General features: G+C 68.5%; 12 protein-coding genes and 1 riboswitch. Of the genes, 6 read left to right on the top strand and 6 right to left on the bottom strand.

Annotation, left to right across the window (positions count from 1 at the left end):
• Window positions 1-87 precede the first annotated feature (87 nt).
• Complete coding sequence (locus tag HMPREF3114_RS02730) at window positions 88-3615, bottom strand: hybrid sensor histidine kinase/response regulator (protein WP_053499630.1); 3528 nt, start codon at window positions 3613-3615, stop codon at window positions 88-90.
• 96 nt (window positions 3616-3711) lie between these two features.
• Window positions 3712-7254, bottom strand: coding sequence for a hybrid sensor histidine kinase/response regulator (locus HMPREF3114_RS02725; protein WP_070488976.1), 3543 nt, complete (start codon window positions 7252-7254; stop codon window positions 3712-3714).
• 164 nt (window positions 7255-7418) lie between these two features.
• Here HMPREF3114_RS02725 and HMPREF3114_RS02720 point away from each other — a divergent pair, with 164 nt between their 5' ends.
• The 3 genes from HMPREF3114_RS02720 to HMPREF3114_RS02710 are packed head-to-tail and all read left to right on the top strand — an operon-like array spanning window position 7419 to window position 9210.
• Complete coding sequence (locus HMPREF3114_RS02720) at window positions 7419-8051, top strand: YceI family protein (RefSeq protein ID WP_053499626.1); 633 nt, start codon at window positions 7419-7421, stop codon at window positions 8049-8051.
• Between the two features lie 10 nt (window positions 8052-8061).
• Entirely contained in the window at window positions 8062-8634 is a 573-nt protein-coding gene (locus HMPREF3114_RS02715; protein WP_053499624.1) for a cytochrome b, read from the top strand.
• A 3-nt stretch (window positions 8635-8637) separates the two neighbouring features.
• Window positions 8638-9210 (top strand): YceI family protein, encoded by a 573-nt coding sequence (locus tag HMPREF3114_RS02710; RefSeq protein ID WP_053499622.1) that lies wholly within the window; start codon window positions 8638-8640, stop codon window positions 9208-9210.
• A 102-nt stretch (window positions 9211-9312) separates the two neighbouring features.
• Here HMPREF3114_RS02710 and HMPREF3114_RS02705 read toward each other — a convergent pair whose 3' ends face one another.
• On the bottom strand, window positions 9313-9546 hold the full coding sequence (locus tag HMPREF3114_RS02705; protein WP_053499620.1) for a glutaredoxin family protein: 234 nt from the start codon (window positions 9544-9546) through the stop codon (window positions 9313-9315).
• Window positions 9547-9646: 100 nt separating this feature from the next.
• Between HMPREF3114_RS02705 and HMPREF3114_RS02700 the strand changes: the two genes are divergently transcribed.
• Entirely contained in the window at window positions 9647-11029 is a 1383-nt protein-coding gene (locus HMPREF3114_RS02700; RefSeq protein ID WP_053499618.1) for an L-serine ammonia-lyase, read from the top strand.
• 175 nt (window positions 11030-11204) lie between these two features.
• The gene (locus HMPREF3114_RS02695; RefSeq protein WP_053499616.1) at window positions 11205-12200 is read left to right on the top strand and encodes an alpha/beta fold hydrolase; all 996 of its coding nucleotides are present in this window, start codon (window positions 11205-11207) and stop codon (window positions 12198-12200) included.
• A gap of 108 nt (window positions 12201-12308) precedes the next feature.
• On the opposite strand, the gene HMPREF3114_RS02690 is transcribed toward HMPREF3114_RS02695, so the two are convergent.
• The 3 genes from HMPREF3114_RS02690 to HMPREF3114_RS02680 are packed head-to-tail and all read right to left on the bottom strand — an operon-like array spanning window position 12309 to window position 15636.
• On the bottom strand, window positions 12309-13376 hold the full coding sequence (locus HMPREF3114_RS02690; protein ID WP_053499614.1) for a homoserine dehydrogenase family protein: 1068 nt from the start codon (window positions 13374-13376) through the stop codon (window positions 12309-12311).
• Window positions 13373-14608 carry an O-succinylhomoserine (thiol)-lyase gene (locus HMPREF3114_RS02685; protein WP_053499612.1) on the bottom strand — a complete coding sequence of 412 codons (1236 nt, stop codon included), beginning with the start codon at window positions 14606-14608 and terminating at the stop codon, window positions 13373-13375. Before HMPREF3114_RS02685 ends, HMPREF3114_RS02690 begins: the two co-directional genes overlap by 4 nt.
• Window positions 14605-15636, bottom strand: a complete 1032-nt coding sequence (locus HMPREF3114_RS02680) for a homoserine O-succinyltransferase MetX (protein WP_053499610.1) — start codon at window positions 15634-15636, stop codon at window positions 14605-14607. The genes HMPREF3114_RS02685 and HMPREF3114_RS02680 overlap by 4 nt, the downstream gene beginning before the upstream one ends.
• A 76-nt stretch (window positions 15637-15712) precedes the next feature.
• Window positions 15713-15831, bottom strand: a riboswitch (SAM riboswitch).
• Between the two features lie 147 nt (window positions 15832-15978).
• On the opposite strand from HMPREF3114_RS02680, the gene HMPREF3114_RS02675 reads away from it, so the two are divergent.
• Window positions 15979-16863 (top strand): M23 family metallopeptidase, encoded by an 885-nt coding sequence (locus HMPREF3114_RS02675; protein ID WP_053499608.1) that lies wholly within the window; start codon window positions 15979-15981, stop codon window positions 16861-16863.
• Window positions 16864-16869 lie beyond the last annotated feature (6 nt).

Genomic DNA, 16869 nt, shown 5'->3' with positions numbered 1-16869 from the left:
CAACCGGACCCACCCCGCCATCCCACGGAATGCAGGCTTTTGACATTGATCCGGCGGGTGCAGGGCCGCAGGCCCTGCCGCCGCACCCTACCGCCCCATGACCCTGGCGATCGCTTCCACCAACAGCTCACCAGTCACCGGCTTGCGCAGGAAGCCGCCAATGCCGGCTGCTTCCACCTGCTGCTGCAGGTCCGGATCGGTCCGCGCCGTCACCGCCAGTAACGGCAGCATGTAGCCCTGGTTGCGCAGGTGCTGGGCCAGCTCGAAACCACTCAGGCCCGGCAGGTCCAGATCCAGCAGGCCGACGTCGAAATCGCCGGCACTGACCTCGCGCAGCGCCGCCAGCGCATGGCCGGCATGCACCACCTCGTGGCCGCGTGCGCTCAACAGCCCACACACCACGTCGGCCACGGTGGCATCGTCCTCGACCAGCAGCACCCGCAGCGGCGGCATGTTCGCCGCTTCGTCGCGATGCCCCTCGGCCGATGCCTCGGCATCGCTGTTCACCACCAGCGGCAACGGCAAGGTCACGCCGAAACAGGTGCCCCGACCCAGCTGGCTCTCCACCTGGATCCGCCCCTGCATCGCATGCGCCAGCTCGCGGCAGATCGCCAGACCGAGGCCACTGCCACCGTACTGCGCGGCGGTACGTGCACCATCGGCCTGCTCGAAGCGGCGGAACAGGCGCTGCTGTTGTTCCTGGCTGATGCCCGGGCCGGTATCGCGCACCTCGAAGTGCAGCGCACGCAGCTCGCCATCGCAACGTGCATGCAGGGTGATAGTGCCGCGGCTGGTGAATTTCACTGCGTTCGACAGCAGGTTGAGCAGGATCTGCCGCACGCGCATGGCATCACCGGTCGCCTGCAGGCCCGCAGGCAGCTGGTTGTCGAGGACGAAGCGCAGGCCCTTCTGTGCAGCCAGCGGGCCCATCAGCGCCGCCAGATCCTGCAACAGGCCATTCAACGCAAACGACTGCGACTGCAGTTCCAGGCGCCCGGACTCGATCCGCGCCAGGTCCAGCGCATCGTTGACCAGGTGCAGCAGGTGCTCGCCAGCATGCCGGATCGACTGCGTGTAGCCACGCTGCTGCGGGTCCAGTGGCGAGGCCAGCAGCAGCTCGCTCATGCCCAGCACGCCGGTCATCGGCGTGCGGATCTCATGGCCAAGGTTGGCCAGGAAGCGGGTCTTGGCCGCCGACGCCTGCTCGGCCAGTTCCTGCTTGTGCAGCGCCAGCTGGTAGGCGTGCCGCCGCTGCAGGCGGCGTCGGTACAGCCAGGCAAACCAGCTGGTCAGCAGCAACCCGACCGACGCCAGCACCAGCAGGCCGGACAGGCTGCGCCACCACGGCGGCTGCACGCGGAACTCCAGGCTCTGCACCCGCGACCACACATGGTCGGCCGACCGGGCCTGTACTTCCAGCCGGTAGCTGCCCGGCGCCAGGCGCGAGAACAGGCGCTCGCCGGCCGGGCCGACTTCGACCCAATCGGGGTCGTAGCCGGCCAGGCGGTAGCGGTACGTATTGGACGCCGAGTCGGCGAAGGACAGCAATCGCGCGACGATGCGCAGGTCGCGGTCGCCATCGGCGATCTGCAACGGCGCATCGTGGGTCATGTCCAGCACCTGCTCGTTGCGGCGCACTTCCACCCGCTCGATCACCAGCGGGGCGCGACGGACCGAAGGCCGTACCTGCTCCGGGTCGAACACCACCGCGCCCGCTGCCGTTCCGGCCACCAGGTGGCCATCGGCTGCTGCGATCAAGGTGTGCTCGCGGAATTCCTGGCTTGGCAGGCCGTCGTGCACGCCGTACAGGCGCACGCTCTGCCCATCGGCACTGACACGTACCAGGCCGCGTGCGCTGGTCGCCCAGGCCACGCCCTGCGCATCCACCACCAGGCCGGAGGCGGAGATCGCCGGATAGCCCTGTTCGGCACCGACCACCGCCTGCCGTTCCAGGCGTCCCTGGCTCCAGCGGTAACGGGACAGGCGACCATCCTCGGACAACCAGACCTGGCCGTCACGGCCCACATGCAACGCATGGATCGCCGTTGCCGGCGCACCCGGCACCGGCTGGAAGCGCTCGCTTTCCGGCAGCCACTGCAGCAGGCCACGGCTGCTGGCCAGCCAGATGTGGTCCTGCGGCCCGCATTCCACATCAAGGTTGAGCTGGCCCTGCTGCAGGCCGCGCTGGCCATTGTCCAGCTGGCGCCGCACGTGGCCGTCGAGGTCGCGCTGCTGCAGGCCTGCGGGCAGCATCAACCAGAGGCTGTCGCCGTCGCAGGTCATCATCGCTTCGACCACCCCTTCCATCGCCGCATCTGCACCGGCATCACGGCCCCACCGACGCAGTTCACGCCGTTGCGGGTCGTAGCGCACCAGCGCATCGGTCGATCCAATCCAGACCTGGCCACGCCGGTCCTCACGCACCGAGGTCAACCAGTGCATGCCGTTGACCCAGGTGCGATGCTGCTCGATCCTGCCGGTCTTCGGATCGAAGCGGTCCAGCGCGCCATGGCTGCCCACCGTCCAGACGCCGCCGTTGCTGGAGGGGCTGGTACCCAGCACGAGCGCATTGCGCAGCGAGCTGGGGTCGTCCTCCAGGCGCGACAGCACCGAGAACTGCCACCAGCGTGGCAGCAGGTGCCACAGCCCGGCATTGGTGCTGGCCAACCAGATGCCACCTTCGCGGTCCTCGTAGGCACCGGTCCAGTTCGGCCGTACCGGACCGCGCGCGATCGCGCTGTACAGCGGCACGGTCTGGTACTGGCCATCGACCGCACGCCCCAGCCCGGTGCGTGTATCCAGCCAGTGCCCGCCCTGCTCGTCGCGCAGCATCATGCCCAGCACCTGCTCGCCCGGCGGCAGCTTCCACGGGGGGGCTTCGAAGCGGCCATCCGGGCGGCGCACGGTGGCGCCGGCCATCGTGCTGATCCACAGGCTGCCATCCGGTTCGGCGGTCAGTCCGTTGATCAGAAGGCTGGGGATGATGTCCGTACCGACACGCTCGAAGTCGGTCCCGGTCCAGCGCGCCACGCCATGCTTGGTGCCGATCCACAGGCTGCCATCGGCCAGCGTGGCCAGGTAGGGCACCGACGACGAAGGCAGGCTGCGCGGATTGTTCGGCTCGGGCAGGAAGCGCTGCAGGCGATCCTGGCTGTCCAGGCGGTACAGGCCGCCTTCGTGGGTACCGAACCAGATCGAGCCATCAGGCGTGCTGGCCAGGCTCCAGACCGTGTTGGTACCCATCAACGGCTGGCTGCTGCGGTCGTAGAAGTGCAACTGGCGGCGGTCGGCCGACATGCGCACCAGGCCGGCGTTCTCGGTGCCTATCCACAACTGGTTGCGGACATCGACCAGCACCGTCCAGATGCGGTTGTCACGCAGTCCATCCTCGGAACGCCACACGCGGTAGGTGCGGCCGTCATAGCGGGCCAGGCCATCGTTGGTGGCGATCCACAGGTAACCGTAGCGATCCTCGGCCATGCGGTTGACGGTATTGGACGGCAGGCCATCGAACACCGTCACCTGCCGCGGGCTCGGAGGCACCGGCTGTGCCGCAGCGGGCAACGCGCAGCACAGGAGGACCAGCAGCAGCATCGCCGCCCGCAGATACACCACCGATTGCCTCCTCACGCTGGTCCTGATGATTCCCGCGCTGCGGGCGTCGGCATGGTAAACCGAAAGTCGCGCCGTTCACGCCCGGCGTCGGCGTCGTCACGCAGTCGCCTGTCGTTTCGCACGTGCCTGGGCGATGGCCGTCACCAGCAGGTCGCCGGTCACCGGCTTGCGCAGGAAGCCATCGAAGCCTGCGGCCAGCACCTGGGTTTCGGCGTAGGCATCGGAACGCGCAGTCACTGCCACCAGCGGCAGTTCATAGCCCATGGTACGCAGCTGGCGGGCGATGGCCGTACCGTCCAGCGCGGGCAGATCGAGATCGAGCAGGCCGACGTCGAAACCATCGGTGGCGATCTCCGACAGCGCGCCCAGCCCATGCAGCACGTGGACCACCTCATGCCCGCGCACGCGCAGCAGGCCGGCGATGACCTCGGCCACCGTGGCATCGTCCTCGACCAGCAGGATGCGCAGCGGCGGCAGTTCCGGCAGGGCCGCCACGTCGCCCGCTTTGCTGGCGGCCTGGCGCGTCCAGGGCAGGGGCAGGCGCACGCGGAACCGCGCGCCCTTGCCAGGCTGGCTGTCCACTTCGATGCGCCCCCCCATCGCCACCGCCAGTTCCTGGCAGATCGCCAGCCCCAGACCACTGCCGCCGTAGCGCGACGCGGTACGCGGGCCGTCGGCCTGTTCGAAACGATGGAACAGGCGCTGCTGCTGCTCGGCGTTGATGCCCGGGCCGCTGTCATGGACTTCGAAACACAGGCCGCCCTTTTCTTCCAGGCGTACGGCCAGGCCGACGTGGCCGCGCTCGGTGAATTTGATCGCGTTGCCGAGCAGATTCAGCAGGATCTGGCGCACGCGCATCTCGTCGCCACTGACACTGATCGGCCCGGGCGGGTCTTCGCCGCGCTGGAACACCAGCTGGCGTTGCTGCGCCATCGGCTGCATCAGGCCCTGCACCTGGTCCAGCAGCTCCCCCAGATCGAACGGGCGCAGGTCCAGCTCCAGCCGCCCGGCTTCGATCCGGGCCAGGTCCAGGGCATCGTTGACCAGCCGCAGCAGATGGCTGCCGGCCTGCTGGATGGACCCGGCGTAGCCGCGCTGCACCGGATCCAGCGGAGTCGCCAGCAGCAGTTCGCTCATGCCCAGCACGCCGGTCATCGGCGTGCGGACTTCGTGGCCCAGCGTAGCCAGGAAACGGCTCTTGGCCTGCGAGGCCTGCTCGGCCAACTGCTGCTTGTGCACCGTCAGCTGCCATTGCTGGCGGCGGCGCAGCCGCGCGCGGATCGACCAGACCAGAACCACCAGCAGCAACGACCCCAGCAGGATGTAGCCGAATATCGCCATGCCGCTGCGCCACCACGGCGGCAGCACCTTCACCTGCAACTGCTGCGAAGGTGTCCACGCGCCCCGGGCAGTCGCGGCCTGCACCTCGATGACATAGCGGCCGGTCGGCAGCCGCGACAGGGTGCGCTGGCCATCGCCCCCCTGCTCCACCCAGTCCTGGTCGTAACCCTGTACGCGGAAGCGATACCGGTTGCCCTGCGGGCTGGCATAGGACAGCAGCCGCGCATCGATCTGCAGATCGCGGTCGTCCGGTCCCAGCAGCAGGGTGCCGGTGAGCGGCAGCGGTTGCCAGCCGCGTGCGTCGTCGCGCCGCACCCGCACTTCGGCGATCACCAGCGATGAAGGCGGCAGCACGGTGTCGTCGGCATTCACATCAAAGGCGACCAGGCCGGTCTGGGTAACCGCCAACACGCGGCCATCGGCGTTCACCGCAGGTGGCCGACCGGTGAACTCGGCATCGGACAGGCCATCGCGTTCGTTGAACTGTTGCAGGCGCCGCGTCTTCGGGTCCCACCGCAGCAGGCCGCGCGGCGTCGTCGCCCACAGCTGGCCATTGTCGGCCAGCGCCAGCCCCCCCATGGTCACCGGCGGCACGCCCGCACTGCCGTCGATGCGCTGGATCAGGCGCAGGCTCATGCCATCCCACTGGTAGCGCTCGAAGGCGCCTTGGCGCGCCAGCCACAACTGCTGCGGATCGATCCATGCCAGATCGTAGATCGGGCCGCGCGAAACGCCGGGCACTGCCTCGAAGCGTCCGGCCTGCTCACGCCAGATGCCCATGTCGCCCATCACCCAGGGCCGGCCGTGGGCGTCGAAGCGGATCTGCTCGATCGGCGCATCGGCCGTCCCGCGGAAATGTTCCAGCGGATGACTGTGCAGCAGCCGGCCCTCTGCATCGCGCTGCTGCAGGTCCAGGCCCATCACCGACACCCACACCGTGCCATCAGGGGCCTGCCGCATCAGGTCGATGCGCTGGCGCAGGTCGGCACTGCCATCGATCCGCAGATCACGCAATGCGCCGGTGGCCGGATCGTAGACGCTGATGCGGCCGCCGCGTCCCAGCCACAGGCGACCATCCGGGCGCGGCAGCACCGACCACACCACGCCGTTGCCGAGCTGCCGGTCGCTGGCCAGCAGGCGCAGGGTGCCCTGCGCATCGAGCTGGTACACCCCTCGCGCCGAGCCGACGTAGTAGTTCTTCCCGTCGCTGGCCGCGCTCAACAGGTACTGGCTGTCCAGCGGCTTGCCGTCGAGCTGGTTCCAGATCGAGAAGCGCCGCCAGTCCGGTGGCAGATAGGCCAGGCCCTGGGTCAGCAACGCCACCCACAGTCCGCCCTCGTGGTCCTGCAGCAGGTCAAGCACACCGCTGTGCGCGGTCAGGAAGCCGCTGCCGCGGTCCCCCTCCAGCCGGCGCAACGCCGCCGCATCCCCTCGCAACAGGCCATCGGAGGTACCCGCCCAGTAGCCCCCCTGGCGATCGGCCAGGACCAGGGCCGACCGCAGCTGGGCACTGTCAGCCCATCGCGGGCGACTGACCCGGTCCTGCCCATCGATGCGGTAGAGGCCATCGTTCTGGCTGCCTACCCAGATCGAACCGTCTGCATCACGGCTCAACCGGAGCACGCTCAGCCTCCCCAGTTCCCGCGCGGCCACCGGCTCGAAGCCGCTGCCGTTCCAACGCGCCACACCGGCTTCGGTGCCGACCCACAGGCGGCCCCGCGCGTCGACCAGGCTGGTGAAGATGCTGTTGCTGGGCAGGCCACCCGGGCGCGCGGGATCATGGGTGTAGAGGCGCACGCTGCCGTCTTCGCCGAAACGGCAGACGCCATGGTTGTTGGTCCCGATCCACAAGGCGTCGTCGACATAGGCCAGTGCCCAGAACTGCCCCTGGCAGGTGGAATTGACCGTATCGAAGGTCTGGAAGCGCTCGCGGTCGGCATCCAGGCGTGCCACGCCCTTGCCATTGATGCCCACCCAGACCCGGTCCAGCGGGTCGATCAGCAGGGTCTCGATCTCGTTGCCAGGCAACGAGCCCGGCTGTTCCGGGTCGTGCTCCCAGACCCGCAGGCTGTTGCCGTCATAGCGGGCGAGTCCACCATCGGTGGCGGCCCAGACGTGGCCCTGGCGATCCTCGGCCAGCGCCACCACCATGCGAGACGGCAAGCCTTCGGCGGCACCGAAGCGGCGCAGGCGTGGTGTTTCTGCCATGTCCAGGGTCGCAGCCGCCGTGGCCATCGCCACCAGCAGCAGTCCCATACCTGCGATGCCACGGCACCACAGGCGCCAGCCGCTCGTCATCCTGAACCCCCTGTCCTGCGCCGATTGTCACACAGGGCCGGGGTCATGGCTGCAACAGCCTGTTTCCAGCGGCGGCACCACCACGAACTGTTGCACCCATGCACGCAACGTTGGCAGGGGGCTGTGCGTATGATCGCAGCGTCCCCTTCCGGAGCCCGCCATCGATGCGTCCCTGCCTGGCCCTGTTGCCGATGCTGCTCGCCACCGCCCCTGCCTGGGCGGCCGCTGACACCTATCGCCTCGATCCGGTGCACACGCGGGTGCTGTTCTCGATCGACCACGCAGGCTACTCGCAGGCCATGGGCACGGTATCGGGCAGCGAGGGGCGCGTGCGGTTCGATCCCGACAACTGGCGCGACGCCACCGTGGAAGTGGATATTCCGGTGTCGCGGCTGGACCTTGGTGATGCCAAGTGGAACCAGGCCACCTTGGCCCGCAGCCTGCTCGACGGCGAGCGCTTCCCGACCGCGCGGTTCGTCTCCACCAAGGTCGAACCGATCGATGCCAGGCGCGCCCACGTGATCGGCACGCTGACCCTGCGCGGGGTCAGCCAGGAAATCACGCTGGATGTGACCCTCAACGCCATCAAGCGCTATCCGCTTCCCCCGTTCCGACGCACCGCCGGTTTTTCCGGCAGCACCACGCTGAGCCGGCGCGCGTTCGGCATCACCGCCTGGCCGGGCGTCATCGGTGATGCAGTACAGCTGAGGATCGAGGCGGAAGCCACCCTCGACCGCAGCGACGCCCCGGGAACTCCCGCTCCCCTTCCACACTCCGACCCCAAGACGGCCCGCTAGAGGACCCCTCATGACCGCCAAGAACACCCCCGCCGCCTGGGGGAGTGTCAGCCAGATCCTGCATTGGTTGATCGCACTGCTGATCCTCGCCCTGGGCGTGGTCGGCCTGACCATGGACGAACTGCCCAAGACGCCCAAGTACTTCTGGGTCTACACCGCGCACAAGTCGATCGGCATCACCGTGCTGGCGCTGGTGCTGTTCCGCCTGGGCTGGCGCCTGTACGCCGGGGCACCGAAGCCGGTGCCGGGCGTGCCCAGCTGGCAGGAGCGCATTGCCAGCGCCACCCACGTGCTGCTGTACGTGCTGATGTTCGCCATCCCGCTGTCGGGCTGGCTGTACGACTCGGCCAGCGGCCTGCGCCCGTTCCGCTGGTTCGGCCTGGTCGACGTGCCCAAACTGAGCGGCCCCGACCCGCAGGTTGTCGCGGTATCGCATGCCATCCACGAGTACGGCTTCTGGCTGTTGATCGCGGTGGTGCTGGCCCATGCCGGCGCTGCCTTCTACCACCACCTGTTCCAGCGCGATGCAACGCTGTCCCGCATGTTGCCGCGTGGCTGGCTCGCCTCCCCTCAGAAGGACTGACCGATGAACCTGAAACTGACCACTCCGGCCGCCGTGGCCGCCGCCCTGGCCGGCATGCTGGCCACCGCTCCGGCACTCGCTGCCGATTACGCGCAGGCTCCCGGCGCCGGTTCGATCCTGGTGTTCGCCACCAAGTACGACGGCGAAGTGTTCACCGGCAGCTTCCCTGGCTTCGCGACCAAGCTCAGCTTCGACCCGGCCAACCCGGCTGCCGGTTCGCTGGATGTGGTGATTCCGCTGGCAGGCGCCAGGAGCGGCAACAGCGATCGTGACTCGACCCTGCAGGGCGCCGACTTCTTCAACGTCGGCAAGTTCGCCACCGCGCGCTACACCGCCAAGGGCTTCCGCGCCATGGGCAATGACCAGTTCGCCGCCGATGGCACCCTGGAGCTTCGTGGTGTCAGCAAGCCGGTCACGCTGACCTTCACCTGGAAGCCGGGCACCCAGCCGGTGCTGACCGGCAAGGCCACGGTCAAGCGCCTGGACTTCGGCGTCGGCGGCGGTGACTGGGCCGACACCAAGACCATCCCGGACGAAACCGCGATCAGCACGATCGTGAAGTTCGACGCGAAATGAGCGATGGGCCGGGGCACGGCTCCGGCCGCATCCTGTAGAGCCGAGCCATGCTCGGCTGCCGTCCAGGTCGCGCTGCGCGCGTCAGCCGAGCATGGCTCGGCTCTACAATGAGCTTTCAGCCAGCCAGGCCTGAACCGTGGCCGCGTCGAACGGCCAGTCCAGCTCGCGGTCGCCGCGCTCGTCACGCAGCACCGGCACCCGCGTGCCATAGCGTGCTTCCAGCGCCGGCTGGTCGTCCAGGAACACCGATTCGAACTCCGGCGCCCGTGCCCTGGCCAGCTCGGCCAGGGCCATGTCGCACAGGTGGCAATCGTCACGTTGGATAAGGGTCAACACCGGCCGGACTCCCGTGGCGGAAATGCTGCGCCGCAGCCATGGAAGTGCGGCGTGAACCGCTAGAATAGCGATCTCTTCCGGTACCCGCAGTACGGCAACCATGGCTGTCAGCACGTTCGACGTTTTCAAGATCGGCATTGGCCCGAGTTCCTCGCACACCGTCGGGCCGATGAAGGCCGCCGAGCGATTCATCCATCGCTGGCTGCTCGACCCGGGCCGCCTGCACGAGGTCGCGCGCATCCGCGCCGATGTCTATGGCTCGCTGGCACTGACCGGCCGCGGCCACGGCACCGACAAGGCGATCCTGCTCGGCCTGGAAGGCCAGCGGCCGAACCTGATCGATCCAGACATCATTCCGGCCACGCTGGAGCGCATCCGCAGCAGCAAGCGCATCCAGCTGATGGGCCAGCACGAGATCGCCTTCGACGAGAAGCGCGACCTCGGCATGAACAAGCGCCAGAAGCTGCCCTACCACACCAACGGCATGCGCTTCACGGCCTACAACGCCGACGACGAAGTGATCGCCACCCGCGACTATTATTCGGTCGGCGGCGGCTTCGTGGTCAACCAGGACGACGCGGCCGATGATCGCATCGTGCCCGACGAGACCCCGCTGCCCTACCCGTTCAAGAGCGGCGACGAGCTGCTGGCGCAGACCGCGCGCAGCGGCCTGAGCATTGCCCAGCTGATGTTCGAGAACGAGAAGTGCTGGCGCAGCGAAGACGAGATCCGCGCGCGGCTGCACGAGATCTGGAGTGCGATGCAGTCGTGCGTGGCGCGCGGCATCCGCGAGGAAGGCGTGCTGCCGGGTGGCCTGAAGGTGGGCCGTCGTGCGCCGGCGTTGTACCGCGAACTGTCGTCGAAGCCGGAAGCGGCGATGCGCGACCCGCTGACCACGCTGGACTGGGTCAACCTGTACGCACTGGCAGTGAACGAGGAGAACGCTGCCGGTGGCCGCGTGGTGACTGCGCCGACCAACGGTGCGGCCGGTGTGCTGCCGGCGGTGCTGCACTACTTCGATCGCTTCTGCCCGGGCGCGAACGAACAGCGCGTGTTCGACTTCCTGCTGACCTCGGCGGCGATCGGCATCCTCTACAAGGAAAACGCCTCGATTTCCGGCGCCGAAGTGGGCTGCCAGGGCGAGGTTGGCGTGGCCTGCTCGATGGCGGCCGGTGGTCTGGTCGCGGCACTGGGCGGCAACCCCAGCCAGATCGAGAACGCCGCGGAAATCGGCATGGAACACAACCTGGGCCTGACCTGCGACCCGATCGGTGGCCTGGTGCAGATTCCCTGCATCGAACGCAACGCGATGGGCGCGGTGAAGGCGATCAATGCCTCGCGCATGGCGATGCGTGGCGACGGCAAGCACAAGGTGTCGCTGGACAAGGTGATCAAGACCATGCGCGATACCGGCCGCGACATGCAGGACAAGTACAAGGAAACCAGCCGCGGCGGCCTGGCGGTGAACGTCATCGAGTGCTGATGACCCTGGGTAGAGTCGACCGTTGGTCGACTATCGCGTGCAGCGCGGGATTTTCGCGGTCTGATCGAAGAGCAGTCGACTGACAGTCGACTCTACCCCGTTGTCCCTGGCCGGTCAGACGACACCGTCACCGCGTTCCGGTTAGGCTCGGGGCTCCCCCACCCCGGATTGCCCCATGCGCGTGATCGCTGCCGCCCTGCTTGCCTGCCTTCCGCTGCCCGCCCTGGCCACGCCCACTTACGGGCCGCGGCTTGAGGGCTTCGATTACGGCTATCCGGTCAAGACCTTCGCGCTGGAATCGCAGCGGCAGCCGCTGGAGATGGCCTACCTGGACATCGCGCCGAAGAAGTCGCCCATCGGCGTGGTGGTGCTGCTGCATGGCAAGAATTTCTGCGCGGCCACCTGGAAGGAATCGATCAAGCCCCTGGTTGCCGCCGGCTACCGGGTGATCGCCCCGGACCAGGTGGGTTTCTGCAAATCCAGCAAGCCCGAGCGCTACCAGTACAGCTTCGCGCAGCTGGCCGCCAACACCCATGCGTTGCTGCAGCAACTGCAGCTGGGTGATGTGCCGGTGCACCTGGTCGGTCATTCGATGGGCGGCATGCTGGCCGTGCGCTACGCGCTGATGTACCCGCAGGACCTGCGCAGCCTGTCGCTGGTCAACCCGATCGGACTGGAAGACTGGAAGGCGCTGGGCGTGCCCTGGCGCAGCGTCGACGCGTGGTATGCCGGTGAAATGAACATCAGCTACGACAGCATCCGCCGCTACCAGCTGGATGTGTACTACGACGGCAAATGGAAGCCGGCCTACGAACCCTGGGCGCGGATGCAGTCAGGCATGTACGAAGGGCCCGGCAAGCAGGCCGTTGCATGGAGCCAGGCGCTGGCCTCGGACATGGTGTTCAACCAGCCGGTGGTCTACGAACTGAAGAACCTGCAGGTGCCGACCACGCTGTTCATCGGCCAGAAGGACCGCACCGCGATCGGCCGCGACCTGGCGCCGGCTGCGGTGAAGGCGACGCTGGGCAACTATCCAGCGCTCGGCAAGGCGGCGGCCGCAGCGATTCCCGGCGCGACGCTGGTCGAGTTCGCCGAACTGGGCCATTCGCCGCAGGTGCAGGACCCGAAGCAGTTCAACGCCGCGTTGCTGAAGTCCTTGAAGTCACGCTGACCGGCAGGGCGCCCCTGTAGAGCCGAGCCCACGCTCGGCTCATGCGACAGGATGGGGATTCTGTCAGGAGCAGCCGAGCATGGGCTCGGCTCTACAAGAACTGTGCGATCAGCCGACGATCCGCAGCACGTCATCCAGCAACGCGGCGGCGGTGACTTCCGCGCCCGCACCCGGGCCCTGGATCAACAGCGGCTGGCGACGGTAGCGATCACTGTGGATGGCGACGCGATTGTCGGTCCCCGCACCCTGCGCCAACGGGTGATCGGCCGGCAGCTCGCGCAGGCCCACCTGCGCACCCCCACCGTCAACACGGCCGACGAAACGCAACACGCGGCCGTTTTCGCGTGCCCGCTGCCAACGCGCCTGCAGCGGCGCATCCAGCTGCTCCAGCGCAGCCACTGCGCCCTCCAGCGGCAACGCGGCCAGCGTTTCAGGTACCAGTGAGTCCACCTGCACCTGCGAAGCATCCAGCGCCAGCCCGCTGCTGCGGGCCAGGATCAGCAGCTTGCGGCGCACGTCCTCGCCGGACAGGTCAAGTCGCGGATCCGGCTCGGTGTAGCCGGCCGCCAGCGCCTCGCGCACCGCCGCCGAGAACGGCGACTTGCCGTCATAACGATGGAACAGCCACGCCAGCGAACCGGACAGCACGCCCTCGATGGCATGGATGTGATCACCACCGGCCACCAGTGCGCGCAGGCTGCTCAGCAGCGGCAGCCCGGCACCGACGGTGGCGCTGTCACCATAGCGCGCACCACTGTCGGCACAGCTGTCTGCAATGGCCTGCGCGCGTGACAGCTGCGCACCACGGCCCAGCTTGTTGGCTGTCACCACATGCACGCCGCGCGCCAGCCACTGCACGTGACGTGCGGCCACGTCTTCGCTGGCGGTGGCATCGACCACCACATCGCCACGCTCCAGCCCTTCGGTGCTGGCCCACGCCGGCGAACTCTGGCCATCGCGTGGCGCACGTCGCGCCAGTTCCAGCGGCAACGCCAGGTCACGATCGATCTCCAGCGCAGTGCGCGAGTTGGCAAGCCATTGCACGCTCGGCAGTTCCAGCCCGCGAGCCTGCAGCGTCTGGTAGCGCTGCACGAAGGCCGAGCCGACTGTGCCAGTACCGAGCAGCGCCAGGCGTCCCGCGCCCAGCGCTGGAATTTCAGCAGCGAGTGCGCTCATGCATCCACCACCTGTTTGCGGCGTGCGGCCGCATCGATCACGACTTCGGCGCGCTGCAGCGCGGCACCGAGATCGGCCAGCAGGTCGCGCTCGGCCTCGATGCCGACCGACAGACGCAGCAGCCCTTCGCTGATACCGGCCGCTGCGCGTGCTTCGGCGGTCATCGCCGCATGGGTCATGGTCGCCGGATGCGCGATCAGGCTTTCGACGCCGCCCAGCGATTCGGCCAGGGTGAAGCAGCGCAGGCCATCCACGAATGCGCGCACTGCCGCGTGCGGATCTTCACCGGCGCAGTGCGCAAGCTCGAACGACAGCATCGCGCCGAAACCGCTCTGCTGGCGCGCCGCGATGGCATGGCCGGGATGTTCGGCCAGGCCCGGGTAGTACACCGTGCCGACCGCCGGATGCTGGTCCAGCAGGGCAACGATCGCGGCGGTATTTTCCTGGTGCACGCGCAGGCGCGCATCCAGCGTGCGCAGGCCACGCAGGGTCAGGAAGGCATCGAACGGTGAACCCGTCAGGCCCAGCGCGTTGCCCCACCACACCAGCTGCTCGTGCACTGCCGGATCACGCGCGACCACTGCCCCGCCCACCACATCGCTGTGGCCGTTGATGTACTTCGTGGTGGAATGCAGCACCAGGTCCGCACCGAACGACAGCGGTTGCTGCAGCGCTGGTGACAGGAACGTGTTGTCGACCACCACGAGTGCGCCGGCCTTGTGCGCGGCATCGATGACGAAGCGCAGGTCGGTGATGCGCAGCAGCGGGTTGGACGGCGTTTCCACCAGCACCAGCCTCGGCTGGGTGGCCAACGCTTGTGCCAGTGCGCGTGGATCGGTCAGGTCGGCGGTGACCAGTTCAAAGTGGCCCTTCCGGGCCAGCGCATTGAACAGGCGCCAGCTGCCACCGTACGCATCGTGCGGCACCACCAGGGTATCGCCCGGCTGCAGCAGTGCGTTCAGCACCAGGTTGATCGCGCCCATGCCGGTGGCGGTGACCACACCACCGACGCCCCCTTCCAGTTCCGCCAACGCCTCACCCAGCAGGTCGCGGGTCGGGTTGCCACTGCGCGTGTAGTCGTACTGGCGCTTGTTGCCGAAGCCTTCGAAGCTGAAGTTCGACGACAGCACGATCGGCGGCGTGACCGCGCCATGCGCGGTGTCCTGATCGATGCCCGCACGGACGGCGGCAGTGGTGCGACTACAGGACGGCTCGTTGGCGTGCAGGCTCATGCGGACTCTCCAGAGGTGCGGAAGGCGGTGGCGAGGATCGCGTCGATGCGATCGGTTTCTTTGAGGAAGGCGTCGTGGCCATAGGGCGAACGCAGCACGCGCAGGCTGCCGCGCGGGCCCAGCCCTTCGACCAGGCCGACCAGGTCGGCCAGCGGCACCAGGCGGTCGCCCTCCACGGCCACCACCACGGTCGGCGGCAGGATCGCGGCGGGGTCGACACGGTGCAGGTCGATCGATTCGGACAGGCGCAGGTAGGCGGTCACCGGCGTGCGCGAGACGTACTGCGCGCCGGCGGCGTCGAGGTAGTCTTCGGCGGCCACGCGCACGCGGCCATTGATGACCTCCGGGGCAGCGTCGAAGCGCTCGCCGAATTCTTCCGGGGTGCGGTAGCTGAGCATGGCGAACTGCCGGGCCAGGGCCAGGCCGTGGTCTTCGCCGCACTGCAGCTGGCCCAGCGCAACCGCGCGGCGCTGCAGCGCGCGCCACGCGGCGGCATAGGGATGCGGGCGGTGCGCGCCGCTGGCCAGCACCAGTTGGCGCACGCGGGCGCGGTGACGGATCGCGAACTGCTGGCCGACCAGCGCGCCATACGAATAGCCGACGAAGGCCTTCAGCGTGCGGATGCCGAGATGGTCCAGCAGCAGCGCCAGCGCATCGGCCTGGTCGGCAGTATCGATCGGCACATCCAGTGCACCGTCGGCACCGATGAAATCGAAGGCCAGCACGCGCAGCTGCTGCGGGTCGAGCGCGCGGCCGGTACCCACAAGCGCTTCGGCCCAGCCCTTCTCGCTGAACTGTGCGTTGGACGCCACGTGGCGATGGGCGGAAATGCCACCGGCCAGCACCACCACCGGCGCGTTGGCCGGGCCCACCCACTCATAGCGCAGGCGCACCGGGCTGGGGCCTGCATGGCGCATCGACAGCACCGCGGCGAACTCACCGCGCTCGGCGTGCACGCGGTCTGCGACCGGCACGCTGACGGGGACGAAGGGCTCGGGGCGAATGGCGGTACTGGCAGCGAAGCTCATGGCGGGATCCGGTTGGGGAATCGGCCATCGAGCCTTCGCGGGCCCGCGTTCGAGATGCACGTGGGGTGCATGGTTCGAACCATCTTTCGGTGGACGCCACGGTCCCCGCAGGATTTGGCACCTACGCAGACGCTAGCGCGCCTGCGGGCTGCCCCGGCTTCAAAGGGCCTGTCCCTCTGCCGGTCTCGATGGTGGAGCCACGATGCCAGCCCTTTCCGGCACTGTCAATCCCTTCATGCGGATAAAGCGATAGATATTTCCAGAATCAGTCTGCGAGGGCCGTCCCGGTCGCCCCGTTCAGGATCGGGTACAGTCCCGGCGGTCCTCTCGCTGGAAACGCCGATGCCGCGCCTGCCCCTGTCCTGCCTGCTGTTGCCTCTGCTGGCGAGCGCGACCGCACACGCCGGCGACTGGCGCCAGGGCTGGGGACTGGCTCCCCCTTCCGCGCCTGCCACCCGCGCAGGCAGTGCCGAGGGCGCCGCCCCCATGGCCCGGTTGCGCCTGCAGCCGGTCGGTACGCAATGGCAGGCGCGGATCGACAACGGGCTGGCAGGGCCGCTGCAGATCCAGCTGCGCGCCGCCCCCGGACACCCGGTCGAAGGCCTCCCGGTCGAGTCGCTGATCCAGGGCGACAGCAGCCTGGTGGTCGGCCACCTGCCCGCCCCGATCGATGGCCGCCTGCTGGATCTGCGCCTGCAGTCGGTGCCGGGCAACCCTGCCGCACAGGCCGAAGATGTCGGCTATCGCCTGCCGTTCGATGCGGCCCGCCTGCGTGTGGACCAGGCGCCGCAGGGGCGATTCAGCCATGACGACGAGGAGAACCGCGACGCGGTCGACTTCGCACTGCCGGAGGGCACCCTGGTGCTGGCCGCGCGCGAGGGCACGGTGATGCAGATCCAGGATGGCTTCCGTGGCAACGGCCAGGACCGCGAGCGCGATGGTGCCCGTGCCAATTTCGTCCGCGTGCTGCACAGCGACGGCAGCATGGCCCTGTACGGCCACCTCCAGGCCGGCGGCATGCGCGTGCGCCGCGGCCAGGCGGTGGGAGCCGGACAACCGATCGGCCTGTCCGGCAACAGCGGCTACAGCACTGCGCCGCACCTGCACTTCGTGGTGCAGGTCAACCGCGGCATGGGCCTGCGCTCGGTGCCGGTGCGCATCTTCGCCGGGCAGGGCCAGCTGCAGTTCGCCCGCCACGGCGAGGCCGACGGCGGTATCGGGCGCTGACCGGCC

This window comes from Stenotrophomonas sp. HMSC10F07 (assembly GCF_001807895.1).
Lineage (GTDB): Bacteria > Pseudomonadota > Gammaproteobacteria > Xanthomonadales > Xanthomonadaceae > Stenotrophomonas > Stenotrophomonas sepilia.
Note: the sequence above shows the minus strand (reverse complement) of the source record. Positions and strands in the feature narration are given on the sequence as shown.